The following is a 25,403-nucleotide window of genomic DNA, read 5'->3' on the forward strand; positions in this document are numbered from 1 at the left end:
CTGATCTAGATTCTTCAACCCATTAATTTGATCAATTGCGGCCTGCTTTTCAGCTGCTAAATCGTCAACTTGTTCTGTTCCAATAAACACATTACTTGAACCAGAACTATTTGTAAAAAGATCTACCGAAATAAAATTCGGATTTGCCATCGTCCCAACAAATTTTTCTGAATTAATTTTACCATTGTTTAAATTGACAGCTGGATTAATTGTCGTTGGCATTACCACAGTTGTAGATCCAAATAATGAAATATCTGCAATCTGATTAAATAAAGTACCACCAGTCTTCAAACCCGTCTTTGAAACTTCTAAAGCATCTATTGCCACTTTCTTCGGAACACCTAACAAATTATTAACTGTCCCCGCCCCAAATCCAGTAAATTCCGTATTATTAATGGCTGTTTCGAGTTGACTAAGAGCCGTCACTAAGTTATTAGCAATAATCACGCTACTCCCGGTTCCAATATCGGCAGATAAGTAGGTGCCATTATCACTAATTGGACTAGTATAACTTCCTTTTGTTGAGCCCAACACGGTTTCTACAGCATCTAATGCGTTATTGACGCCAGCCAAATCAATTTTCAATGTTGGGTTTAAGCTTTGCAAACGATTAGCCTCAGTTACGAATTCATGAATTAAATCTAAATTTGTCTTTAATAAGGTAAATTTATCTAGCGGCACTGTCACATTAGTTGTTACCTGCGCTGACCCATTTGCGACTACCTTGCCTTGTAAGTCAGTGGGTATCCCCAAAACAGCATATTTTTGATTATCTCCTAATACTGAAATATCAACCGCACTGCCTCCACTAATTGTAAAATTAACATTATTAATTTTAAGTGGGTCTAAACCATTTTGAACAGTAGTTCCGCTATCATTAACCGTCTGAATATCCGAGAATATTTCTCCATGAACGACTGATGCCGAAACTGAATGACTAAGATTATTATTAAATCCAAAGATATTATTAATTGGGCCAACTCCACTAAATCCTATAACTGCTCCAACCATCAAAGAAGCCATCCAGGCCTTCTTTGACTTATATAATTTTTTACGAGTAATACGATTTGTACCTACTACTGAATTTATGCCAGACTTTTTCATAATTTATTACCTCCAAGTTAAGGACATCTATATTTTATAGATGTGAATGCTTTTAGTATTAATTATTTTAAGGTTTAATTATATTCTAACATATAACTTTTAATTTTTTAACCTTTATTAAATCTAAAAACAATATATTTTTAATAAAAGATTATTAAACGTTGCAAATGAAGGGTTTTAATTTTTTAAAATTACAATTAAAAAGAATAAAACTATCTATTTTAATTAATTTACTTTTTTAAATTCTCAGTCATCGATGTTTTTGTTATGTGCGAACTAATTTATAGTGATTCAACTATGATCAATACTATTTTGCTATGGGAAATGTTATTATCCGTAAAGCATCGGGATAATGCACAAATCATTGCAGCAAATGTAAACACATTATTTATCTGCCACGTCTTTAGATGAAGCCTTTAATTATTCATCGCCTTGAATACTGCTTTGCCGTCACTTGAGACGATGATTACATCTCCGTAGCAGTGCGAACTAAGACAAATTTATATGATGACATCGATAGCGTTTTACTCCAAATTGAGACCATTGCGTTTTGTATCGCCATTATTATTTCTAATATTGTGGAAAATAATGGTTTTAACTCACGTGAAATTAAAAATCAGATTTATCTTTAGTCTAAGTTGAAAAGCACCGTATTAAATCATCATTAATACGGTGTTTTTTATATAATATTTTCATATGTATATCCAAATACCTTGTATAAGTAGTAAAACACTTGAACATATCCACATTTTTTGAAACTTTCTTAAGGTTAATTCGCCCTTTTCAAATTCAATGGAAAAAGCATCCCAGAGAGAACAACTAAATTCGTAAACTAGATAAACCGTCAAAATTAGAATTAAGTCCACCAGTTAAAACAAAGGTAACGCCTAAAATCACATTTGACGTTAATAACTGGATAGTTAATAATAAATCTAAATTTTTCACTTTTAGGTGCATAAATTTTTTTAGCTTAAGCCTTGATAAATCTCCTATTTTTCCTTTTTTAACATTCATTCTTAAAAGTAAATTCACTAGTCACTAACGACAAACGCGTGCATTTACTTTAAACTGAATGTAATTCAAAGAGCTATACTTATCTTATTCAGTTGAAAGGAGTTTCTTATGTGTACTAGTCTGATTATGCATGCTAATGACGGGAGCACGCTGTTGGCCCGCACGATGGATTGGCATCCTTTTGGCGCTACAGTCTTGACTTTACCACAACAATATCAATGGCGAAGTGTTGTAAACCCTCAGCGCACCCTAATCAATCCCTATCAAGTGCTGGGTGTTGGTTATAATATCCCTAACTTACATGTTGACATTGCGGATGGCATCAATGAATACGGTCTCGCTATGCAAAAGTTGACCTTTAATCAACCTAATAATCCTAATTCCACGTTTAAGCTCCAAACACAACAGCATAAAATTCAATTAGCTCCCTTTGAAGTCGTCACTTGGTTCCTTGGTAATTGTCAATCAATTGCTGACGTTATTACCCAACTACCCAAAATACAACTTATCCCCGACTCAAATCAGAAGCATAATGTTTTGGGTCAAACCTTACACTATGCGCTCACTGATTCAACTGGTCAATTTATTAATCTGATTCCGCAAAATGGGCAATTAATTGCCGTTGACAATCCGATTGGGGTCGTCACAAACGCACCTGATTTAGATAAAGAAATCACTAAATTAGACCAGTTTTTAGACCTAACCGTTCCTCCAACCCACCTAAATGCGATTGCCGGCGATAATTTTAATGGTAAGAAAACTATGCCCGGTGGGTTTACCCCATCCGCTCGCTTCATCCGGGCCACCATTCTCAAAGAACATGCCATTGTCCCGATTAATGAACAAGCTAATCTAATCGAAACTTGGCATATCTTAAATAGTGTTACCGTACCCAAAAGCCGTCAGCGTTCCGATACATACACCCTTTATCGAAGTGCCGTCGATCTTCAATCACGCCGTTTATACTTTCAACCCTACGACGCCGTTGGTATCTCTGTTTACGATTTCCCTCAGTCTTAACATAGTTTCATGATTAATTATCAGTTATAGCAAAAAAGGTCCGCCACTTCGTTAAGAAGTTGTGGGCCTTTTATCTTTTAATCTTAATGTTTATCAAAAAGTATCATCAATGTTCCACGTGGAGCATTTCCAAAATTTCGACCAATCATCACGATTCACGATCAGAGCTTGGACTAATGATCGATGCGAGCTGATTTGTATATTCTCGATGGGTTTTATTTTGATAATACTGTTTATACGCTTGGTTCATTGAGACTTTGACGATCTGTCCATCTACTTTCACTTTCAAATTATCCCGATTACCGGAACTATAGACCTTCAACAGGATTTGTTCTGGCATTCCAGTTTTAAAGACAAACTGATCTTTTTTAACTTGTGTAACATAAATTTGATCAGACTGCTTAATATTTTGATCGAACCAATTATAGTCTTCTTGCTCTACCGCTTCACTTACAGCCTGTAGCAATAATGACCCTCGCTGTGCTGCGGAGAGACTTTGAACATTTTTATCTAATGTCGTTTTTTCCGTATGGGCTTTATTATCCGTACTATTATTTGCAAACAGGCCATAACCTAATGCCCCAATCAACAATACTAAACCAAAACCTAAAAAAACAATTTGCCATAACTTTAAGCTTTGATTCTTATTTTTATTTTTTACCATCATCCATACCATAGATCCATTCTTAATTTCTTTATTTAAATTTTATTATTACACCTAATAATAGCATGATATTTTAGAATAATTTCGCTTAACTTTTCGCTTATGAAAATTTTAATTTTTTGAAATTAACTCTGCCAAACACCTAAAACAACTTTTATTGTCTGCGAATGATTCATTTATGTATGAATAAAAAAAGCCAATGTTAAAAATTTTTCTAACATTGACGCCAATTATTTGATACACAACAGCATTTTTGGATTTTTAAATTCCACCCAAAGTGAAATCATCATCAGACAGATATTGTTGGACATTTGAAAGTCGGACAATTTCATAAATCAGATAAATCGTTACCCCAATCAACAGATATGTACAACCAACCTGATGGAATAACTGATCAAGCCCATGATACCCTGACCAAACTAAGAAATCAATCACGGTTAACAACAGCCAGTGTTTCAAACGGGGCTGAATACTAACTAAAATAATTACAAAGATTCCAGCAACATTAAAATACGTTTCATGCTGAGCGGGTAAAAATAACCAGAAAATCAACGGTGCAACCACCAACATATACAGTAAGGCTTGATTTTGCACACTACGACTACGCTGAGGAATAATATAAATCAATAGATATATTGCTAGAAACAATAACATTACCATCGCAATACCATATAGATATAATTGTTCTTTTTGAACACGCGTTAAATTAGGAAACCAAACCCATGGTCCACCATTGATCAACTTCCAAATTCCATAATCACGTTTAATCACACCCCCGCTGCGGGCAGCAATGTTACCAAAAATAGCTAGCCATGGTTTTTCACCTAACACCATAGCTGGAAGTGAGGCCAATGCCATCCCCACCAACATAAAACCGGGTCCGATTCGATTTAACCAATTCATTTGTTTGAAGTCGCGTAAGTATAAAAAGGCTAAAAATGGCGTTACATACATCCCCATCGCTTTAAACGCAATTGCCACCCCGACGAAAATCCAAGACAGCCAATGCTGCTTTTTTAAAACCATTAAAATTGCTAGCGCGCAAAAGAAAAAGTAGGAACTATCCGGTAAATTCGTTTTTAATATATCGCCAAAAACAACGGGACTAAATAAAACTAAGGTATATGCTAAAACATCATTCCAGACCTGACGCCCCACACTCACTTGAACGATTTTAGCCACCGCCCAGGCCGTTAAAATGGTAAAACCAGCGGCTAACATTTTAATGCACCAAACCACCGAAAAAGTTGAATAGATCCCCAATTTACAAAAAATCACGATAATAAAATACCAAATCGGTCCATAATTACCATTAATATCATGATTAATCGTCAAAATCCCATGAAATCCATGGAGTTTTAAATAATCCCACCAGGGGACCTGAAAAGCATTTAAATCCGATCGCGGTGAGAGTGAATATACATTTCGCTGCGCAATCATCACCAACATCCATAACATTGTCACAATGACTAAAATTAATTTTTTATTGACTCGCATTTAGTTTTGAGCCGGGCAATAACATACTCGCTAGTACCACTGAGCTCCCCTCCTTTAGATTGATTCATGCTGAAAGTTTTACAACAGATCTGATTATTCCTAAATTTTTGCTCTATATTTTCAGCTTTTTTTAAATTTTTTAACCCTACCGTATTTTACATGATTCAAACTTGTTATACTAGATATACTATGAAAAAAGAACTGAAAATTTCCAAAACCACCATTTATTGTGGGCTGATTTTTATTTTAGGTAGTTTATTAAGGGTCGTTCAATTTGGTCAAATTCCCGCTGGCGTCACCACTGACGAAGCAATGACTGGTTATAACGCTTGGACGCTTGCCCATTATCAAACCGACATGTGGGGTAACCACTATCCATGGTACCTCAAGGCTTGGGGCAGTGGAATGAACGCTCTCCATGAATATCTCATTTTACCACTAGTCAAATTCTGGGGCTTAAATATCTATACCGAGCGCTCCGTGGCTTTAGTTGCTGGGCTGCTCCTATTACCGCTCTTTTATTATTTTTTAAAACAATTGTGGAATCAAAAAGTGGCCGTAATCGGATTAACTTTGCTCGCTTTCAATCCCTGGGCGGTCTTAATTGCCCGGCAAGGATTAGAGTCTAATTTATTACCCTTTGTCATTTTAATAGCCTTTACGTTATTTGCAACCCGCCATTTCCGCTTAGCTGCAGCAGTCTTTGCCTGCTCCATTTATGCCTATTCCAGTGTCCTATTAACACTGCCAGTTATCCTAGGCATCCTTTATCTTTCAGCACTTTATCAAAAACAAATAACCTGGCGCCAAATTTTTGAAGCAGCCTTTTGCTTTCTTATAATTGCCTTGCCGATGCTTTTATGGTTCGCCGTAAATCTATTTCACCTACCGCCGTTTGACTTAGGATTCTTTTCTGTTGAAAAATTTACCATGCTTCGTCAAACCCTCGGGAATAGTTTCGGTCAAAACTGGCTTGTCTTATTAACACAATTTGACGGATTACTGCAAAATGCCACGCCTTTCTCTGCCCTTGGCTATACGCTTTCCTTAATTTTTGCTGGTTTAGGCTGGATTCAAGTCCTTCGGGAACGTAACTGGGTTATTTTAGCCTGGCTAAGTGGCGTCTTGGTCCTGACGTTCACCGTTCAAGGTAATATTAACCGTTACAATTTAGCGTGGCTCCCAATCTTGGCTTTAACTGCTTTAGGCTTGGTTCAATTTATTCAGGCGCTGCAAGATTGTCAATTATGGCAACAAATCGTCTTTAGCGCCATCGTGGCTTGCATGTTTATTTTACCTACCGGCGCATTTTTCTATCAATATTTCACAACATTTAATTCACTACCAAAAATTCAACGTGTCTATAACCAAGGTTTTGAAGCTGCCTTAAAAAAGGCCAAGCAACAACAGCGACCAATTAATATTATTCAACCTGGTAATCAGCGGTACTCTTTGACCTTATTTTATGACCGCCCTACACCCCATGACTTTTTAAAAACCCTCCAAGTGGAATCAGGTCAACATGAGTTTATTCGGGTCAAGCATTTTACCAACTACACATTTACTAAACAACCCGTGCATAATCATCAAAGTGTCATCATCGCACCAGATTACGCTCACGTGTGCTTACCTCAAGATCAATATACACACCAACAATTTGGGATTTATACAGTTTTCTTCCCAAAATAAACCGGTTTAACAGATAAAAATCCGTAACCAGAAACATTTACGTGTATAATTAACAACATAATTATAATTTAATAATCAAAGGAGGATCTTACCAATGGCAGACACTTATGCCGTAATCGGTTTAGGACGTTTTGGTAGCTCACTTTTAGAATCATTAATTAACGCTGGACAAGAAGTTTTAGCGATTGATAATAATACAGAAACCATTCAAACATATATGGAAATTGCAACACATGCCGTAATCGCTGATGCTCAAGATGAAGCGTCACTCCGTGAACTAGATTTGGCTTCCTTCGATCATGTCATTGTTACCATTGGTCATAACCAACAGGCTTCCATTCTAGCCACGATTATTTTAAAAGACATTGGCTGCAAACATGTCATCGCCAAAGCTGAAAATAATCTCCATGCCCATGTACTAGAAAAAGTCGGTGCGGATGAAGTTGTGCGACCAGAACATGAAATGGCTCAACAAGTGGCCAATCGTTTGGTTTCACCCAATCTATTAAATTTTATTTCATTAAATGATGATTTTTCAATCGGAGAAATTAAACTGACCAATTTCCACTTTGCTAATCGCTCAATCGCCGACTTAAATATTCGTTCTGAATACGGTCTAAATGTTATTGCTGTTAAAGCCCATGAAGAATTTGTTATTTCGCCAGATGCTGATTTTATTATCAATATTGGGGACGTCTTAACTGTCATCGGATCAACTGATAATGTTCAAAAATTTGACCATTTAATTTCTGGTAATTAAATTCATGGCAATCGCAATCATCGCTCGATTTTTAAAAGTTAAAAATATGCTACAATTAAGAACAATATTCAAGAAATGAGGACAATCATGTACAATTTCAAAAAAGTAATGTCATGGCTCCTTCCAATTCTCGTTGGATTAGCCATCGCCTTACTCATTCGTCAATTCTGGTTTACGCTAATGCGCGTTGATGGAACTTCCATGGAACCAAACTTAGTCAATAACGAACGCGTCCTCGTTTTAAGAAATCAAAAAATTAATCGCGGAAGTGTGATTGTTTTTAACGCTAAAGGTGCTGACCCTAGCGCAACCACTAATCGTGATTACGTTAAACGCGTGATTGGTCTCCCTGGTGATCGAATTTCCGCCATTGATGGAACGCTTTACGTCAACGATAAGAAAGTCAATCAAGACTTCATTCCCCAAAGTGAACAGGCCGCTACAAATGCTGTAAATAATGTGGGAAACTGGGAAAACTTAAAGGAACTTGGCACTCATATGAGCTGGTCTAAGAATGCAAGTTCCTTTACGGTTCCTAACGATGAATACTTTGTCTTAGGTGATCACCGTTCTGTCTCAAATGATTCTCGTTATTGGGGTTACGTCCCTAAAGAAAATGTGGTCGGATCGGTTAAGCTTAGCTTCTGGAACAATGCTAAGACCAAGTCAAAGATCAATACCGAAAGCCAGCGTTTCTTTGCTGTGAATTAATTTTATAAAGTAAGCCAGTCTTCCATTAATGGAAGACTGGCTTACTTTATATTTAATATCATTATGTCAAAAAGCACCTTTAAACTAGCGTAAAACCGGCTAGTTTAAAGGTGCTTTTCATTAGCTTTTTTAATGTTTCTTTGAATGCTTAGCCTTCTGAATGGCCCGTTCCCGTGCTTTCTCGGCTGACTTCTTTGCTGCCCGATCAGCGCGAATCTTAAAGGGATTTTGAATCGTCCAAGTTTGGACCACTTGGTACGCATTTGAAATCACCCAGTATAGTGACAATGCTGATGGTACGTTAATTGCGAATAAGAAAATCATCACTGGCATAGCGTAAGTCATCGTACTCGTCATCGTATTCCGTTCAGGTTGTCCCATCATTACCAAGTATGAAGAGACAAACGTAAAGAACGCCGCCAAGAGGGGCAAAATAAAGGTATGATCATGCTGCCCTAATTGAACCCACAAGAAAGTCCCCGTCTGAAGTACCTTCGTATTATAGATTGATTGATACAAAGCAATCAAAATGGGCATCTGAACTAACAAAGGAATCATCGAAGCAAAAGGATTAACCCCCGCTTGCTTATACAAAGCGCTCGTCTCCGTTTGCAACTGTTGCATCTGTTCTGGATCTTTACGATTAGGATATTTAGCTTGTAGCTTTTGAATGGCCGGTGCGACCTCTTGCATCTTCAACATTGAAGAAGTTTGATGCACCATCAGTGGCAAAATTAAAGTTCGAATCAAAACCGTAAAAATAATGATCCCTACCCCATAATTATCGCCAAACCAGGCGGAAACCCCTAATAGCGCGCGCGCAAAGTTTCCAATAATTACACCATTCCAAAAACCAGTTCCAGGCGTTGCCCCTTGATAAGTTACACCAGCAATAATCATCACTAATAATGCAAGACCAGCTGTCACCATTGACTTTTTATAATTTAAAAAGTCATTTTTATTTGTTTTTGCACTCATGCTTCTCTCCAATTATTCCTTGTTTTCTTCAATTAATTCTGGTTGTTCTTCAATCCACAAATTAGCTAAATTAAAGACATGCTCAAGATTTTGTTTAATCACAGCCATGGATTGTTCATAGGCGGGAGATCGAACAATTACCAAAATATCCACATTAGGTTTGATTTTAGGCATTAGTTCTAATACACTTTGCCGAATTCGCCGTTTAATCCAAACCCGTTCATGCCCTCGCAAGGCCACTTTTTTAGAAATTGAAATTCCTAAGCGTAGATGTTTGGGTTCATCTCGTTCCATTGTATAAACAATAAACATTTTATTAGCCACTGATTGGTGTTGATCAATCACCTTTTGAAAATCTTGTTCTTTTTTCACCCGATAACTCTTGCGCATCCCGTACTCCTTAATTCAACAAATTGGTGGGTTTTTCCACCTCTCTCGATTGTCTTTAATCAAGAATCTTACCTATTTACGTTTGACTCAGCTATTAAATTAATCTCGAATCTAACTTAAATGGGAGCTTATTATTACTTAAACAAAATAAAACACGGGTAAGCCCAGCCAAATAGCCGGAATTACCCGTGTTAGTTATTATCAGTATCCTAATAAAGGCCCTGCCGAATTAGGCTGACAATACCTTGCGGCCCTTTTGGCGGCGACGTGCAAGCACTTTGCGCCCGTTGCTAGTGCTCATGCGCTTGCGGAAGCCGTGCACGCGTTCGCGATGACGCTTCTTTGGTTGATATGTGCGCTTCATGTGATTACACCTCCCATTCGTAGTCAGATTTTTTCTGTCCCTAAAAGCGGAACAATTCAAGAATTATAATACCATTGATAAAGATTAAACGCAAGTAAAATCATAAATATAGCAATCAATCAAAAATATTTTAAAAAAAAGTTTTCCAAAAAATAACTTTCCGTGATGTTAACAAATAACGGGATACTAACAGCGTGTTAGGAAGTTTTCCACAGAATGCACATCTTTTCCACAGTTTCCACAGGGTTGTAAAACCGAAATTTTTATACCTGTGGAAAAGTGGATAACTCTGTTAATAATTGTCTCTTTCCCACTAGTTATCCACAAAATACCGTGAATAATCCAAAAAAAGCTAATTTCTACACAACTTTCTCAAATTTGTGGATTTTGTTTTAAACAACCCTGTGTATTATTGGAAAACTCAATTCACAACTTGTTAATATCACTCTGTGTTATTTTTTTAAGGCTTTTTGGCTCTTTTTTCAGCTTTCACCTGTGGAAAACTACCTAAAATACTGCTAAAATAGCAGATGCTTATTAGTAGTTTTGCAAACTTTTCTTTCTATATAATTTGCAATAACTAGAATTACCAAATTTATACTAATTAAAAATAGACAATCTACCTATAAAATAAACTTACCGTAAAGGAGGCTTTCCCGAATGGATCATATACAACTCTGGGACGCCATAAAAACTGAATTAGCTAAAACAATTGCTCCCGGAATTTCATTTGAAACCTATGTAAATGGCTTAACACCAATTAGTTTGGTCCATACTCCCAATAATTCCGATCAACTTTATCTTTCAACTTCACATAAAAATGTCGCTGAAGAATGGTCTCCAAATGGCCAATATTATAATCAATTTCTATCGGCTTCCATTCAAGCGACCCTGCAACTTTTAGGTACTCCAACCCTTGTTTTACCAGTCGTTAGCTTTGTCGAAGCAACGCCTCAGCCTACGCCAAAAGCAACTCCTACGCCGACCGCTGAACAACTTGATTTAGAAATACCACAAGCTGAAGGTGGTTCTAGAACACCTTCGCGGCTTAATCCTAAATACCGCTTTGACTCGTTTATTGCTTCAACCCCCAACCGCGAAGCAAAGTCAGTCGCCGAAGCCGTTGCTGAACACCCCGGCCAAGAATGGAATCCACTTCTTTTATATGGAAACTCTGGGCTTGGAAAAACCCACCTAATGCAAGCCATTGGGAACGACCTAGTACGTCGCAACCCCAATGCCAGCGTTAAATTTATTACTACGGACGACTTTATGAATGATTGGACTGATGCATTACGCTTTAATCGGACTAATGAATTTAAAAAAGCTTATCGCAACGTTGATCTTTTACTCGTTGATGATATCCAACTGCTAGCCGATAAAGAGAATGTCCAAGAAGAATTTTTCAATACTTTCAATGCGATTACGCGTGATGGGCATCAAATTGTTTTAACCTCTGATAAATTACCTAAAGATATCAAAGGAATTGAAGATAGATTAGTGTCGCGCTTTGCAATGGGCTATTCAGCCAATTTAACACAACCAGATCCTGAAACTAAGATTGCCATTTTGAAAAATAAAGCTGAAGAATCACAGATTGAAATCTCATACGATGTTCTTTCTGAAATCGCAAATGCCGTCAATACCAACGTGCGAGACCTAGAAGGGGTCTTCAAAAAGGTTGTAGCTAAAATTAAAATTAGTAATTCTGAAGTCACCGTTGATGCAATTCGAGAAATTCTCAAAGATCTTAACTTCGAACGTTCTACGATTGTTACGATTCCTGGTATTCAAGAAAGTGTCGCCGAGTATTTTAATTTAAACGTCAGTGACTTAGTCGGCAAAAGTCGCGTCAAAGAAATTGTGATTCCGCGTCAAATTGCGATGTATCTTGCTCGTGAAATCACACAAGAATCATTACCAGCGATTGGGCGGTCCTTTGGAGGAAAAGATCATACAACTGTAATGCATTCAACTAATAAAATTGAAGAATCAATGCTTGATGATCCTAAATTAGAACAACAAGTACAAGAAATTCGGGCTAATCTTCAATAATCCCATTGTGGATAACTTTATAGTTATTAAAACTTTTCCACAGTTTTGTATACACAGCTCAAAATGTGCGGTTACAAGCGTAAAGTAACTTTTCCACAGTATCCACAGCCCCTACTACTACTACTATTTTCTATTAATTAATTAATCATTAAAGCAAGCTTACGCCAAGGAGATTTTTAAAATGCAATTTACCATTAATCGACAAATTTTGATTAAAGCTTTAAATAATATCAACCGTGCTATTTCTTCTAAAAGTGCATTACCAATCTTATCAAATATTAAGTTAGTCTTAACCGAAGATACTTTGGTTTTAACTGGCTCAGATACTGATATTTCAATTGAGACCAAAATTTCAGTACACGACGATGAAGCTAACTTAAAGATAGATTCAATTGGAGGACTAGCATTACCGGCCACTTTCTTCACAAACATTGTGAAAAGACTCCCCGGTGAAGAGATTACTTTAGCGAACAAAGAAGGTTTTCAAGCAAAGATTATTTCTGGATCAGCTGAATTCGATATTCATGGACAAGATGTCAATAATTATCCACATTTACCAGAAGTTGAAATAAAAAATAATTTACAGTTAGCAGCTAAGACCTTAAGCGAAGTCATTCGTCAAACCGTGTTAGCTGTATCCAAACAATTAAGTCAGCCAATTTTAACTGGGGTCCACTTTATTTTAGGTGGCGGTAACTTAACAGCGGTTGCGACTGACAGACATCGTTTAGCCCAACGAACCCTAGCTTTTGAAAATCATGATGCAACAGCTGATATTATCGTGCCAGGAGTTTCTTTAGTTCAATTGCAAGGAATGCTTGAAGCCGTTGAAACTGTTGAGATTCAAGTGGCAACGAATCAAGTTATTTTCAAATTGGGACCGAATACGACTTTCTATTCACGTCTATTAGAAGGTAATTACCCTGATGCATCACGTTTAATTCCTACCGAAAAGCGGACAACATTAACAATTAATGCGCGCGAACTCCTTCAAACAATTGATCGAGCTGCTCTGCTATCGCATGAAGGTCGCTCCAATGTGATTCAATTTGATATTTCTGGTGATCGGTCAATCATTTCTTCCAATTCACCTGAAGTCGGAAAAATTGAAGAAGAGATCTTTGCTGCGGAGACAGCAGGTGATGCGCTAACGATTTCCTTTAATCCTGATTATATGCGCGATGCGTTAAAGACATTCGGGGATGAAGAGATTCAAATTGGCTTTAAAACGGCACTTGATCCATTTACGATTGTCCCAACAAATAATGAACATAATTTTATTCAATTAATTACTCCAGTTCGGACATATTAAAAGAATATTGAAAGTAATGAATAAAACGCCAAATAAGCAGTGATTGCTGAATTTGGCGTTTTTTGTCAAAAATAAGTTAAGACGTGATAATAGGTATTAATGTGCAAATTAAGAAAAAATGGTATAATTATTTGAAACGCAAAATATTATGAATTGATCAAATGCGAGTAATAAACTGCTCAAAATAGAAGCATCAAATTCATGTTTAGACGTATATTAAATATGTCGAGAAAGGACAGACGAGTGGCTAAAGAATTGTCCATTACGACCCCATATATTACTTTGGGTCAATTATTAAAAGAAACGAGTACGATAGCGACAGGCGGCCAAGCTAAATGGTACCTGCGCGAAAATGAAGTATTAGTCAATCAAGAGATTGATGAACGACGCGGTCGGAAATTATATCCTGGTGATGTTGTTGCATTGCCCGATGGTGAACATTATGTTATTAATGGGGACGGGGCGAGCCCTAAGTTTGAATAATGCAATTAAGATCAATTAAGTTGGAAAATTTTCGCAATTATACCGATTTAGCATTGGATTTTTCTCCGGGCGTGAATGTCTTTTTGGGGCAGAATGCGCAAGGGAAAACTAATTTATTGGAAGCTATTTACGTCTTGGCCTTAACTCGTTCCCATCGAACCCATTTGGATCGCGATTTGATTAATTGGGAAGCAAAAACTGCACGCATTAGTGGACAGGTTGAACGGAGAACGGGGAAACTGCCGTTAGAGCTTAGTTTGACTAGTAAGGGAAAAAAAGCGCGAATGAATCATTTGGATCAACCAAAGTTAGCGCGATACATTGGTCAAATGAATGTTATTTTATTTGCGCCAGAGGATTTAGAACTAGTTAAAGGGGCACCCCAAAACCGACGGCAGTTTCTAGATCGCGAATTTAGCCAAATGAGTCCAAAATACTTATACACTGCAAATCAATATAAAGCTATTTTGAAGCAGCGCAATCAATATTTGAAACAATTGAATACGCTAAAAGCGCAAGATCAGGTTTTTTTAGATGTGTTAACAGATCAGTTAATTGAATATGGGAGCGACTTAATTCAGCAACGTTTGAATTTATTAGAACAGTTAGATGCTGCAGCTGTGCCTGTCCATCAAGAAATTACGCAAGGTCAAGAGCACTTAACTTTAAAATATGTTTCGCAACTTGATATACATGAATTAGATTCGCTTGAACAAATTCAAAAGAGTTTACACGAGCGTTTTCAAAAATTACGTTCTAGAGAAATTCAATTAGGGACGACTTTGTTAGGCCCGCAGCGTGATGATATTCAATTTTTAGTAAATGAACATGATGTTGCAGTTTTTGGATCACAGGGCCAACAACGAACGACAGCGCTAGCGGTGAAGCTGGCTGAAATTGAATTAATGTACATGCAGACTGGTGAATATCCAATTTTATTATTGGATGATGTCTTATCTGAATTAGATTCAGCGCGGCAAACGCAATTGCTAGCAGCAATGCAAGACCGAGTTCAGACGTTTTTAACAACACCGTCTTTAAACGATATTGCGAGTCAATTAATTAAAACGCCTAAAATCTTCCAAGTAAGTGCGGGTAAAATTACTGAAATAAAAACCGATGATCGTGATGATTAAATTTAAGAATTGAGGAGAAAGTTTAATGGCTGATGAAGAATTAAAAAATGAAACAAGTAATCCGAATTCCGGGGTGATGAACACTGAAGCTGATGATTACGATGCGAGTCAAATTGAAGTCTTAGAGGGCTTAGAAGCGGTTCGTAAGCGGCCAGGGATGTATATTGGAACAACTTCAAGTCAAGGGTTGCATCACTTAGTTTGGGAAATTGTGGATAACGGAATTGATGAAGCGATGGCAGGCTTTGCTGATCACGTCACAGTGACGATTGAAGCAGATAATTCAGTAACGGTTACAGACAATGGGCGTGGAATTCCGGTTGATGTGCAAAAAAAGACAGGTAAGTCCGCTTTAGAGACGGTCTTTACAGTTTTGCATGCTGGTGGAAAGTTTGATGGCGGGGGCTACAAAGTTTCTGGCGGTTTGCACGGAGTTGGAGCATCAGTTGTTAATGCTTTATCAACTGATTTAGATGTTTTAGTTGTCCGCGACAATCAGGGTTATGAAATGAAGTTTGAACGTGGTCGTACCGTGCAAACAATTACAGAAGTTTCAGCTGAAAGCGCACCGGTGGAACGTGGAACGGTGGTTCACTTTGTACCTGATGCTGATATTTTCCAAGAAACAACGGTTTTTGATGCGAAAGTATTAATCGATCGCGTTCGTGAGCTCGCTTTTTTGAATAAAGGGTTGAAAATTTCATTTACTGACAAGCGTGTTGAACCTGAGGAAACGCACACCTTCTACTACGAAGGTGGATTAAAAGAATACGTTAAATATTTGAATCGCAATAAGACCGTCCTCTTTGAAGATCCCGTGTACGTTGAAGGAACTGAGAACAACATTGAAGTTGAGGTAGCTTTACAGTATACCGATGATTATCGTTCAAATGTATTATTATCATTTACTAATAACATCAACACTTGGGAAGGTGGAACGCACGAAACTGGATTTAAGACGGCTTTGACGCGGGTAATCAATGATTATGCCAAGCAAAACAAAATGCTTAAAGAAGGTGACGATGGCTTAACAATTGATGACTTGCGCGAAGGGTTAACGGCGATTATCTCAGTTAAGCATCCTGATCCTCTTTTTGAAGGGCAGACAAAAGCTAAGTTAGGTAGTTCTGATGCCCGGACAGCGGTTTATCGGATGTTTAATGAAACCTTTAAGCGGTTTATGTATGAAAATCCAGTAGTTGCTAAACAGATCGTTGAAAAAGGCTTCTCAGCGCAAAAGGCGCGGATGGCTGCTAAACGTGCACGTGAAGATTCTCGGAAGAAGACAGGCCTTGAGATTGCTAATTTGCCTGGAAAGTTAGCTAATAATACTTCTAAGGACCCTGAAATTTCAGAATTATTTATTGTCGAGGGTGATTCAGCCGGTGGTTCGGCTAAGCAAGGACGTGAACGTTTGACGCAAGCTATTTTGCCAATTCGTGGAAAAATTTTGAACGTTGAAAAGGCGCAGATGAAGACCATCTTAGCTAACGAAGAAATTCGTTCACTCTTTACGGCGATGGGAACTGGTTTTGGTGATGAATTTGATATTAGTAAAGTAAATTATCATAAATTAGTAATTATGACTGACGCCGATGTGGACGGGGCGCATATTAGAACGCTCCTTTTGACATTAGTTTATCGGTATATGCGACCATTGTTGGAAGCTGGATATGTTTATATCGCACAGCCACCTTTGTATCAGGTGCGGCAAGGTAAGTTTGTTGAATATCTAGATTCAGATGCTGAATTAAATGCATTACTCGCTAATTTGCCAGTCAGTCCTAAGCCAGTGGTCCAACGGTATAAGGGGCTTGGTGAGATGGACGCTGAGCAATTGTGGGAGACCACTATGGATCCTGAACGGCGGCGGATGTTACGTGTTGAATTGGACGATGCAGCTGAAGCAGACCAAATCTTTAGCATGTTAATGGGAGATAAGGTTGAGCCACGGCGTGAATTTATCGAACAAAATGCACGTTACGCTGAGCTTGACGTTTAGTTAATTGTGAAAGGTTTGAAGTGAACCTTAAATTTTAAACGTGAGAGTAAAAAACGTAAGATGAAACCCAAAGTTGGAAGGAGTAAATAATGTCTGAAGATATAAGGCATGAAGAATCACGTATTAAGAACGCCCCGTTAGGCGCACAAATGAAAAATTCATTCTTGAATTATGCGATGTCTGTCATTGTGGCACGTGCGTTGCCAGATGTGCGGGATGGTCTAAAGCCAGTACACCGCCGGATTTTATATGGAATGCACGAATTGGGTGTGACCCCCGATAAGCAACATAAAAAGTCAGCACGTATTGTTGGGGATGTTATGGGAAAGTATCACCCCCACGGTGATTCAGCCATCTATGAAGCAATGGTACGAATGGCGCAAGACTTCAGTTATCGTAATATGTTGGTCGATGGACACGGAAATTTTGGATCAATCGATGGTGATCCGGCTGCGGCCATGCGATATACGGAAGCTCGGCTTTCAAAAATTGCCTTAGAGATGTTACGTGACATCAACAAAGATACGATTGATTTCGTTGATAACTATGATGGAACTGATCGTGAGCCAGAAGTATTACCTTCACGTTTCCCGAATTTGTTAGTGAATGGGGCTACTGGAATTGCAGTTGGGATGACGACTAATATCCCACCACATAATTTGGGTGAAGTAATTGATGGATTACACATGTTGATGAAAAATCCGGATATCACAACCAACGAGTTGATGGAAGCGATTCCTGGTCCTGATTTCCCAACTGGTGCCATTGTGATGGGAAAGGCTGGAATTCGAAAAGCTTACGAAACTGGTCAAGGAAGAGTTACTGTTCGGGCCAAGGTTGAAATCGAAACCGATAAGAGTGGTAAGGAAAAGATTGTTATCACTGAATTACCATACATGGTTAATAAGGCGCGCTTAATTCAACGAATTGTTGAATTAGCACGTGATAAGCGGGTTGAAGGGATTGCTGGCGCAAACGATGAATCAGATCGTCAAGGCTATCGAGTGGTTGTTGATATTCGGCGTGATGCATCAGCTTCAGTTGTCTTAAATAATTTATATAAAAACACGCTCTTACAAACGACATATAACTTTAATATGTTAGCGGTTAAAAATGGTGAACCAAAGTTGATGGGGATTAAAGATATTTTGACCTCATACCTTGAGCACCAACAAAACGTAATTCGGCGTCGGACTGAATTTGACTTGAAAAAAGCGCAAGCACGAGCGCACATCTTAGAAGGATTACGTATTGCATTAGACCATATCGATGCGATTATTGATATCATTCGTAATTCAAAAACGGCGGAAGTAGCTAAGGATCGTTTGATGAATGAATATTCATTGTCAGATAAGCAGTCCCAAGCTATTTTGGATATGCGATTGGTGCGTTTGACTGGATTGGAACGCGACAAGATTGAAAATGAGTATCAAGGCTTAATGGCAACGATTGCTGATTTGAAAGATATCTTAGCTAATCCAGAACGAATTGATCAAATTATCTATGAAGAGTTACTTGAAATTCGGGATAAGCATGGGGATGCCCGCCGGACAGAATTGCAGATTGGTGATGTTACTAATCTTGAAGATGAAGATTTAATTGAAGAAGAAGAAATTATTGTCACGTTAACCAACGGTGGTTATATTAAGCGTGTTCCAGCTAATGAATTCCGGTCACAAAACCGGGGTGGTCGTGGTGTTCAAGGAATGGGCTTGAATGATGATGATTATATTGATCAATTAATCGGAACCTCAACGCACGATACGTTGTTATTCTTCACTAGTTTGGGTAAAGTTTATCGGATGAAAGGTTATGAAATCCCCGAATACGGTCGGACAGCCAAAGGAATCCCAGTGATTAATTTGCTTGGTAAATTAGATGATAATGAACAAGTAACAAAGGTCATCAACGTTCGTGGGGATGCCAGCGATTCAAAAGATTACTTGTTCTTTGTCACCCGGCAAGGTGTCGTTAAGCGGACACCGATCGCGGACTTCAGTAACATTCGAACGAATGGTTTGAAGGCATTGACTTTGCATGATGATGACGAGTTAATTGCTGTTTTGACTAGCGATGGTGAACAAGAAATCTTTATTGGGACGCATAATGGTTATTCAGTTTCGTTCAATGAAACTGAAGTTCGTTCGATGAGCCGAGCTGCGGCCGGAGTCCGTGGAATTCGCTTGCGTGAAGGTGACTATGTTGTTGGCGCTGATGTAAGGCATGCTGATGAAGAAGTCCTAGTGATTACTGAAAATGGTTACGGTAAGCGGACAGCGATTGGAGAATATCCAATCAAGGGGCGCGGTGGTAAAGGAATTAAGACAGCTAACATCACCGAAAAAAATGGTCCATTGGTGGGAGTGGTAGTTGTCAAAGGTTCCGAAGACATTATGTTGACGACCGACCAAGGGGTGATGATTCGCTTTACTGTCGATACAGTTTCGCAAACCGGCCGTTCAGCCCAAGGAGTGCGTTTGATGCGTCTTGGTGATGAAGCGAAGGTGGCAACCTTTACTAAGATTGAACCCGATGAAGTTTTGGAAGAAGATGCAACAGCGACGCAATTAAGCGAAACTGATGATAATGCCGATCAACAAGTGCAAACTTTAGTAGATCGGGCGGAAGCCAACTCAGTTGAAGATGAAAATGGAGAACATTAAATCTAACGAGTTAGGATAGCACAAAGGAGCAAAGCGGATTTTAAAAACAAATTTTCAAGACCTGCGGTAATTGTAGTTCGACTTGAGAAGGCAGTTTTAAAAACGCTTTTTCTTTTTGATTACGGGGTTAAGTGACAAGGCTGTTACATGAGACAGTGAATTCAGCTTACTTACCATGCAAAAAAGTTAAATGATTCAGGCAAGTTTAAGGTTAATCTAGGAAAAAGATTTTACAATCAAAACGCTTAGGTTAAAAATATAAATAGATATGGCTTGAATTGATTTGAGAGGAGTTGTTTTTTGAGACACTACGGACGGTTTGATTGGGTGAAGTCACGTATCGGCTTTGTTGCGCTCTTAATAATTTTATTCTGGGCAAAAAGCATGATGGCCTATGCGATGGATCTGCATTTATTTAGTGGATCAAGTTTCATTCAAATATTAACGATTATTATTAATCCTTTTCCGATACCATTGTTATTAATCGGATTGGCATTCTACTTTAGAAAAACTAAATATTTTTATCCGGTAGCATTGATTATGTATTTTATTAATACGTTGCTGCTGTACTTAAACGTCATTTATTATCGTGAATTTTCAGATTTTATGTCGGTTTCAACGATGCTCGGATATAATAAAGTTAATCAAGGCTTGGGAGCTTCAGGGCTCGCCTTGGCTAACTTCCATGACATCTTTTTCTGGTTTGATTTTGTCATTATTATTGGCTTAATGCTAATGCGAAAATTCAATTTTGATGCCGGAGCGGTTACAAAATTTATGAGTTTTACCTTTACTACATTAGGGTGCTTCTTATTTATGGTGACGCTCACATTAGGTGAAATTGACCGGCCACAATTGATTGGTCGGCAGTTCGATTCAAATTATTTCGTTAAATATCTGGGAATTGATGCTTTTACTATTTCGGATGGGATGCGCTTACGCAGTATTAATAAAGAGCGCAGTACCGCGAAAAAAACGGACGTAGAAAAAGTGCTGGATTATATTGATCAGCATAATTTGAACGATGTGACGAAATATCAAGGGGTCGCCAAAGGTAAAAACGTCTTTGTTATTCATTTGGAGTCATTCCAGCAATTTGGTCTGGGGATGCAAATTAATGGGCAAGAAGTAACGCCGTTTTTGAATAGTCTCTATAATTCAGATTCAACGATTGCCTTTGACAACTTCTTTAATCAAGTTGGTCAAGGGAAAACCTCTGATGCGGAGAATATGTTAGAAACCGGAACATTTGGATTATCTTCTGGTTCATTATTTGCATCGCATGGATCTGATCAAACCTTCCAAGCGATGCCAGCAATCTTGCATCAAAGTGAAGGGTATTCATCAGCAGTCTTCCATGGGAACAATGCTAGCTTTTGGAATCGGAATAATGTTTATAAAAATATGGGTTATCAGTATTTCTTTGATGCTAGTTATTATGATACATCGGGGGATAAAGCAATGGGCTATGGCCTCAAGGATAAATTATTGTTTAATGATTCTATTAAATATCTTGAGCGCTTGCAACAACCGTTCTATGCTAAATATATTACGGTTACGAACCATTTTCCATACACTTTGGATGACAATGATAAAGACCCTAACTTCCAAACGACGAGTACAACTTCTGATATCGTGAATGGGTATTTCGAAACTAATCATTATTTGGATCAAAGTGTTCGTGAGTTTTATCAATATTTGGATAAGTCAGGCTTAGCACAAAATTCAGTGGTTGTTTTGTATGGTGACCATTATGGAATTTCGAATTCAGAAAATAAGGCTTTGGCGCCTGTTTTGAATAAGAATCCTGATGAGTGGACTGATTGGGATGACCAGCAATTACAACGTGTGCCATTTATGATTAATATTCCAAATTGGCATGGAGGTGGAATTAACCATACTTATGGTGGAGAAATTGACGTGATGCCAACCTTGCTCCGAATTTTGGATGTTGATAATCCCAACCAGTATGTTAATGTTGGGCAAAACTTGCTTGATGATAAACGGAATCAAATTGTAGCATTCCGGAATAATAATTGGATTACACCTAAGTATAGTCGGGTGGGGTCAAATATTTATGATAATCAAGGACAAGTCATTGAAAAGTTAACCAAGCAACAGCAAGCTGAAGTTGATAAAATTCAAGATGAAGTTAATCAACAATTAAATGTATCCGATGCAATTAATCAAAAAGATTTGTTGCGTTTCTATACGCCAAAGCATTTTACGCCGATTAATGCTCAGAAATATAATTACGCAAACGGACTAGGTAAATTGGATAATCTTTCAGTTTCGTTAGGAAATAAAGCGACTGACTTATTTACTAAAAATAACAAACATTCAACACAGGATTTGTATGAGACTGATGCTCCTGAAAAGAATGAGCCAAAATCAGATACATCACGGATTCAGCAACAAAATCCGGATGGAATTGACAAACATGATGGTGGGTCAGATACGCCTAATCCTTAAAAAATTATGTTTTGAAACATGCTTAAAGTGAGACCAGTTTGAAATTAAAACTGGTCCACTTTTTTATAAAAATTGAAGTTGACAAACATGTTAAATAATTTTACGTTAGTGGGAGATAAATAAGGATAAAGGGGTCTGACATGCGCTATTTGATTAAAAAAGGATATTTAAAAACAGGCTTTGATGTCTCTAAATATAAATTTAGAATTGGTGAAATCGAGAAAATGACTGGTATCTCAGCCCGCCAATTAAGATATTGGGAAAGTAAGGGAATTATCAAACCACTTGAACGGACTGATGAACAAACGGGTAGAGTTTATCCGTTTAATATGTTTATTAAGATCACCATGATTAAAAGCTTCTTAGCAGAAGGTTTGACCTTAAAAGCAGCGGTCGCTCGGATGAAAGAATCTCAAAAATATATGATTTTCACGCATGATGTAATTAGTGGTGCTGTCCAAGGTTTGGTGGAAGATGGTGATCGGTTGTTAGTTGACTTAGGTGACTTTGATGAAGCCGGCACTCAGCGCTTATTGGCGTATCAGAAAGAACCGGGAGAGCATCAACGCGTATCATATGTAGTGGTTGATAAGCGCACATTGGAGAGTCAATATGAGTAAATGGTCTGGATTTTATCGGCATTCAGTAAGCGAGCGGCGCGACTTAATTAGCCAAGCTTGTCATTTAACGGCAGCCGAACAAAATTTGATGCAGAAAAACACTGATGCAATTGGAGATACACAAGTTGAAAATTATTTGTATAGTTTTCAAGTGCCGGTTGGACTATTACTAGATTTACCAGTTAATCATGAAAAACATTTAGTACCGATGGCGACAGAAGAGCCAAGCGTGATAGCAGCGGCTAATCATGGTGCGCGTTTATTGGCTAAAGGAACCGGAGTAATTACAACGCAAGCCGAGCGTTTGCTGATAGGTCAAGTCATTCTTCAGAATTTAGGCGATGCGAACGCCGCCGGAAAGATTTTAATGCAACAAGCTCCTCATCTGATAGCAGTGGCCAATCAATCCAAGCCAAGTCTGATACAACGCGGCGGTGGTACTCAGCGGATTGAAGTTAAGATTTTGGATGCAACGACACTCAGTTTAGACCTATTGGTGGATCCCAAAGAGGCGATGGGGGCCAATTCAGTAAACACGATGTTGGAAGCAGTTGCTAGCTTTTTGCGGAGCCAAGGGTATGATGTTTTGATGGCGATTTTATCAAATTATGCAACCCACGCACTTACCCACGCGCAGGCGCGGATTCCAGTGGATGCTTTAGTTGAACATTCAGATTTATCTGGAATCCAAATTGCTGAACAGATTGTCGCAGCGAGCCACGTGGAACAACTTTCCGTTGAGCGAGCAGTCACATCTAATAAGGGGACTTTAAATGGGATTGAGGCAGTAGTATTAGCAAGTGGAAATGATACTAGGAATGTAAATGCGGCTCTGCACGCTTATGCCAGTCGTACTGGGCAATACCGTGGCTTAATTCAATGGACAATGGACGACGGTGAATTAGTTGGCACAACAGAATTACCATTGTTAGTGGGAGCAGTTGGGGGCTCAATTGGAATTGTGCCGGCAGTGCAATTAAATCGGCGTATAATGAATAATCCAAATGCTAAAATGCTAGCAGATTTAATTATTGCCACGGGGATGGCCCAAAATTTAGCGGCTTTGCGAGCATTAGTTACTGATGGAATTCAGAAAGGACATATGAGTTTACAAGCTAAAAGCTTAGCCGTCCAAGTCGGAGCACGTCTCGAGGAGCAAGCGCCTTTGGTGGAAGCATTACAGCAGGCTCAATCGATGGATGCAACCCAGGCAAGCCAGATGTTAAGGAAGATGAGGGAGAATAAATGAGTTTTTCAAAAGCAACCCAAGATTTATTAGCACAATTAAATGAGAGTTACCCAGGTTCAGTTATTTTACGAATGAGTGGGAAAGAAAGCGGGACAATTTTACCAGATCAAGTTGATACGCAGATGTTGGGGACGCGCCTGATGATTGAAGTGACAGATCAAACTGCGCCTGATTTTGTGGCAACGCGGGAAATGTTAAAAATGTTGTTAATGTTAAATGGCTATCCGCAAGTGTATTATCAATTAGCGACAGAAGATGGTGCGCTTGATGAACAGCGGGTGATTATGATTAATTATCTATCACAAGCAGCTCTACATGCTATTATTTATCGGGAACAGGCGACACATAAACAATTAACGCCAGAAATTATTTCAGCATATGCCGCGGGTGTAAAAGCCACCCTAACGCCAGAAGCAAATGACCCAGAGCAAAAAGAAGCAGCTTTGCGCTTATTAACATTAATTGATGCTGGTATCTTTATGTATGCAGCTGGAGATAATTCGGATTTAGTTTCAGAATATTATCAAGTCAATTACCCAAAGGCTTGGCAAGCGACGCAATTAATTTTGGAACAATTGGTACTTGATCAAATAAAGACACCTGCGACAGTTGGACAAGCAGTCCAAACTTTGTTTAAAGCTTTTGACGCTCAAATGCTGGATTGGAATTTACCAGAGTTAGGAGCTAGTGAATTTGCGACGTTAACGCCTAGTTTGACACCACAACAATTAAAGGCACCTGTTTTTGAAACTTTCGGGATTCGGCATGTTAATTATAAAATGCGTAGTGATGATGACGATGAAGCTGCCGTATTTGTAGGTGAATTGAAGTCGAGTGGTCAAAATAGCTTTGTGTTGAAAGCGCCTGGAACAAATACAGCTGAATTCTTTAAATCAATCTATGCTTTACCAGCACAAGATTTGTTTACTAAGCTACAACAACCATTTACGTTTGATGAATAGCGTGTTGATGTTGAATAATTGAATTTAAAATAAAAATAAAGTTACTAAGTCGAAAAAATTGCAGTTTTAATTGCTAATCTTTTCGGCTTATTTTATTAGTTTTGATAAGCATTAATCATATTAGTAATTAGATTATGTCGCTGGTAGATATATGTCACTTATCTATACATAAGCTAAAGGGATGGAAAGTTAGATTTAGGGGTTGACGATTCAAAGTGTTTCATGTAATATTAATAAACGTTGTTACGAGTTATCGCA

General features: G+C 38.2%; 21 protein-coding genes. 14 read left to right on the forward strand and 7 right to left on the reverse strand.

Annotation, left to right across the window (positions count from 1 at the left end; genetic code table 11):
- On the reverse strand, nt 1-1,104 hold a 1,104-nt coding region (locus tag IV73_RS06275), incomplete at its 3' end, for an adhesive domain-containing protein (RefSeq protein ID WP_169790294.1).
- Between the two features lie 819 nt (nt 1,105-1,923).
- Entirely contained in the window at nt 1,924-2,118 is a 195-nt protein-coding gene (locus tag IV73_RS06640; RefSeq protein WP_157049558.1) for a hypothetical protein, read from the reverse strand.
- Between the two features lie 108 nt (nt 2,119-2,226).
- Here IV73_RS06640 and IV73_RS06280 point away from each other — a divergent pair, with 108 nt between their 5' ends.
- Nucleotides 2,227-3,138 (forward strand): linear amide C-N hydrolase, encoded by a 912-nt coding sequence (locus IV73_RS06280; RefSeq protein WP_057756473.1) that lies wholly within the window; start codon nt 2,227-2,229, stop codon nt 3,136-3,138.
- A 148-nt stretch (nt 3,139-3,286) separates the two neighbouring features.
- Here IV73_RS06280 and IV73_RS06285 read toward each other — a convergent pair whose 3' ends face one another.
- Entirely contained in the window at nt 3,287-3,805 is a 519-nt protein-coding gene (locus IV73_RS06285) for a hypothetical protein (RefSeq protein WP_157049559.1), read from the reverse strand.
- A 258-nt stretch (nt 3,806-4,063) separates the two neighbouring features.
- On the reverse strand, nt 4,064-5,299 hold the full coding sequence (locus IV73_RS06290) for an MptA/MptB family glycosyltransferase (protein WP_057756479.1): 1,236 nt from the start codon (nt 5,297-5,299) through the stop codon (nt 4,064-4,066).
- A gap of 189 nt (nt 5,300-5,488) precedes the next feature.
- On the opposite strand from IV73_RS06290, the gene IV73_RS06295 reads away from it, so the two are divergent.
- The 3 genes from IV73_RS06295 (at nt 5,489) to lepB (ending at nt 8,459) form a co-directional block, all read left to right on the forward strand.
- On the forward strand, nt 5,489-6,988 hold the full coding sequence (locus IV73_RS06295; RefSeq protein WP_057756482.1) for a hypothetical protein: 1,500 nt from the start codon (nt 5,489-5,491) through the stop codon (nt 6,986-6,988).
- Nucleotides 6,989-7,082: 94 nt separating this feature from the next.
- Entirely contained in the window at nt 7,083-7,748 is a 666-nt protein-coding gene (locus IV73_RS06300; RefSeq protein ID WP_057756485.1) for a potassium channel family protein, read from the forward strand.
- Between the two features lie 87 nt (nt 7,749-7,835).
- Nucleotides 7,836-8,459: a signal peptidase I gene (gene lepB, locus IV73_RS06305; protein WP_057756488.1), complete on the forward strand. Its 624-nt coding sequence runs from the start codon at nt 7,836-7,838 to the stop codon at nt 8,457-8,459.
- A 129-nt stretch (nt 8,460-8,588) separates the two neighbouring features.
- Here lepB and IV73_RS06310 read toward each other — a convergent pair whose 3' ends face one another.
- The 3 genes from IV73_RS06310 to rpmH all read right to left on the reverse strand — a co-directional run bounded on the left by IV73_RS06310 (nt 8,589) and on the right by rpmH (nt 10,191).
- Nucleotides 8,589-9,437 (reverse strand): YidC/Oxa1 family membrane protein insertase, encoded by an 849-nt coding sequence (locus IV73_RS06310; RefSeq protein WP_057756491.1) that lies wholly within the window; start codon nt 9,435-9,437, stop codon nt 8,589-8,591.
- Nucleotides 9,438-9,449: 12 nt separating this feature from the next.
- Nucleotides 9,450-9,827, reverse strand: a complete 378-nt coding sequence (rnpA, locus tag IV73_RS06315) for a ribonuclease P protein component (RefSeq protein ID WP_057756495.1) — start codon at nt 9,825-9,827, stop codon at nt 9,450-9,452.
- A 229-nt stretch (nt 9,828-10,056) separates the two neighbouring features.
- A complete protein-coding gene (gene rpmH, locus IV73_RS06555; RefSeq protein WP_002828338.1) occupies nt 10,057-10,191 on the reverse strand; it encodes a 50S ribosomal protein L34 in 135 nt (44 codons plus the stop codon).
- A 660-nt stretch (nt 10,192-10,851) separates the two neighbouring features.
- Here rpmH and dnaA point away from each other — a divergent pair.
- The 10 genes from dnaA to IV73_RS06365 all read left to right on the forward strand — a co-directional run bounded on the left by dnaA (nt 10,852) and on the right by IV73_RS06365 (nt 25,145).
- Nucleotides 10,852-12,246 carry a chromosomal replication initiator protein DnaA gene (dnaA, locus tag IV73_RS06320; protein ID WP_057756496.1) on the forward strand — a complete coding sequence of 465 codons (1,395 nt, stop codon included), beginning with the start codon at nt 10,852-10,854 and terminating at the stop codon, nt 12,244-12,246.
- A 181-nt stretch (nt 12,247-12,427) separates the two neighbouring features.
- The gene (dnaN, locus tag IV73_RS06325; protein WP_057756499.1) at nt 12,428-13,558 is read left to right on the forward strand and encodes a DNA polymerase III subunit beta; all 1,131 of its coding nucleotides are present in this window, start codon (nt 12,428-12,430) and stop codon (nt 13,556-13,558) included.
- 243 nt (nt 13,559-13,801) lie between these two features.
- The gene (yaaA, locus tag IV73_RS06330) at nt 13,802-14,041 is read left to right on the forward strand and encodes a S4 domain-containing protein YaaA (protein WP_057756500.1); all 240 of its coding nucleotides are present in this window, start codon (nt 13,802-13,804) and stop codon (nt 14,039-14,041) included.
- Complete coding sequence (gene recF / locus IV73_RS06335) at nt 14,041-15,177, forward strand: DNA replication/repair protein RecF (RefSeq protein ID WP_057756503.1); 1,137 nt, start codon at nt 14,041-14,043, stop codon at nt 15,175-15,177. The genes yaaA and recF overlap by 1 nt, the downstream gene beginning before the upstream one ends.
- Before the next feature lie 25 nt (nt 15,178-15,202).
- Nucleotides 15,203-17,179, forward strand: a complete 1,977-nt coding sequence (gene gyrB / locus IV73_RS06340) for a DNA topoisomerase (ATP-hydrolyzing) subunit B (protein ID WP_057756506.1) — start codon at nt 15,203-15,205, stop codon at nt 17,177-17,179.
- Between the two features lie 89 nt (nt 17,180-17,268).
- Nucleotides 17,269-19,842 (forward strand): DNA gyrase subunit A, encoded by a 2,574-nt coding sequence (gyrA, locus tag IV73_RS06345; protein WP_057756509.1) that lies wholly within the window; start codon nt 17,269-17,271, stop codon nt 19,840-19,842.
- A gap of 300 nt (nt 19,843-20,142) precedes the next feature.
- Nucleotides 20,143-22,314, forward strand: coding sequence for an LTA synthase family protein (locus IV73_RS06350; protein WP_057756513.1), 2,172 nt, complete (start codon nt 20,143-20,145; stop codon nt 22,312-22,314).
- Between the two features lie 140 nt (nt 22,315-22,454).
- Nucleotides 22,455-22,934, forward strand: a complete 480-nt coding sequence (locus tag IV73_RS06355) for a MerR family transcriptional regulator (RefSeq protein WP_057756516.1) — start codon at nt 22,455-22,457, stop codon at nt 22,932-22,934.
- Nucleotides 22,927-24,183 (forward strand): hydroxymethylglutaryl-CoA reductase, degradative, encoded by a 1,257-nt coding sequence (locus IV73_RS06360; protein WP_057756519.1) that lies wholly within the window; start codon nt 22,927-22,929, stop codon nt 24,181-24,183. The genes IV73_RS06355 and IV73_RS06360 overlap by 8 nt, the downstream gene beginning before the upstream one ends.
- Nucleotides 24,180-25,145: a hypothetical protein gene (locus tag IV73_RS06365; protein ID WP_057756521.1), complete on the forward strand. Its 966-nt coding sequence runs from the start codon at nt 24,180-24,182 to the stop codon at nt 25,143-25,145. The genes IV73_RS06360 and IV73_RS06365 overlap by 4 nt, the downstream gene beginning before the upstream one ends.
- Nucleotides 25,146-25,403 lie beyond the last annotated feature (258 nt).

The sequence above is a fragment of the Weissella kandleri genome, assembly GCF_001438705.1.
In the GTDB taxonomy this organism is placed as follows: domain Bacteria; phylum Bacillota; class Bacilli; order Lactobacillales; family Lactobacillaceae; genus Weissella; species Weissella kandleri.

What these genes read in the sequence shown, in the direction of transcription:
- IV73_RS06365 (WP_057756521.1), top strand. Translation starts at nt 24,180, where the DNA reads ATGAGTTTTTCAAAAGCAACCCAAGATTTATTAGCACAATTAAATGAG.
- IV73_RS06360 (WP_057756519.1), top strand. Translation starts at nt 22,927, where the DNA reads ATGAGTAAATGGTCTGGATTTTATCGGCATTCAGTAAGCGAGCGGCGC.
- IV73_RS06285 (WP_157049559.1), bottom strand. Translation starts at nt 3,805, where the DNA reads ATGATGGTAAAAAATAAAAATAAGAATCAAAGCTTAAAGTTATGGCAA.
- IV73_RS06290 (WP_057756479.1), bottom strand. Translation starts at nt 5,299, where the DNA reads ATGCGAGTCAATAAAAAATTAATTTTAGTCATTGTGACAATGTTATGG.
- rpmH (WP_002828338.1), bottom strand. Translation starts at nt 10,191, where the DNA reads ATGAAGCGCACATATCAACCAAAGAAGCGTCATCGCGAACGCGTGCAC.
- IV73_RS06640 (WP_157049558.1), bottom strand. Translation starts at nt 2,118, where the DNA reads ATGAATGTTAAAAAAGGAAAAATAGGAGATTTATCAAGGCTTAAGCTA.
- IV73_RS06310 (WP_057756491.1), bottom strand. Translation starts at nt 9,437, where the DNA reads ATGAGTGCAAAAACAAATAAAAATGACTTTTTAAATTATAAAAAGTCA.
- lepB (WP_057756488.1), top strand. Translation starts at nt 7,836, where the DNA reads ATGTACAATTTCAAAAAAGTAATGTCATGGCTCCTTCCAATTCTCGTT.
- dnaN (WP_057756499.1), top strand. Translation starts at nt 12,428, where the DNA reads ATGCAATTTACCATTAATCGACAAATTTTGATTAAAGCTTTAAATAAT.
- rnpA (WP_057756495.1), bottom strand. Translation starts at nt 9,827, where the DNA reads ATGCGCAAGAGTTATCGGGTGAAAAAAGAACAAGATTTTCAAAAGGTG.
- gyrB (WP_057756506.1), top strand. Translation starts at nt 15,203, where the DNA reads ATGGCTGATGAAGAATTAAAAAATGAAACAAGTAATCCGAATTCCGGG.
- IV73_RS06295 (WP_057756482.1), top strand. Translation starts at nt 5,489, where the DNA reads ATGAAAAAAGAACTGAAAATTTCCAAAACCACCATTTATTGTGGGCTG.
- gyrA (WP_057756509.1), top strand. Translation starts at nt 17,269, where the DNA reads ATGTCTGAAGATATAAGGCATGAAGAATCACGTATTAAGAACGCCCCG.
- IV73_RS06280 (WP_057756473.1), top strand. Translation starts at nt 2,227, where the DNA reads ATGTGTACTAGTCTGATTATGCATGCTAATGACGGGAGCACGCTGTTG.
- IV73_RS06300 (WP_057756485.1), top strand. Translation starts at nt 7,083, where the DNA reads ATGGCAGACACTTATGCCGTAATCGGTTTAGGACGTTTTGGTAGCTCA.
- recF (WP_057756503.1), top strand. Translation starts at nt 14,041, where the DNA reads ATGCAATTAAGATCAATTAAGTTGGAAAATTTTCGCAATTATACCGAT.
- dnaA (WP_057756496.1), top strand. Translation starts at nt 10,852, where the DNA reads ATGGATCATATACAACTCTGGGACGCCATAAAAACTGAATTAGCTAAA.
- IV73_RS06355 (WP_057756516.1), top strand. Translation starts at nt 22,455, where the DNA reads ATGCGCTATTTGATTAAAAAAGGATATTTAAAAACAGGCTTTGATGTC.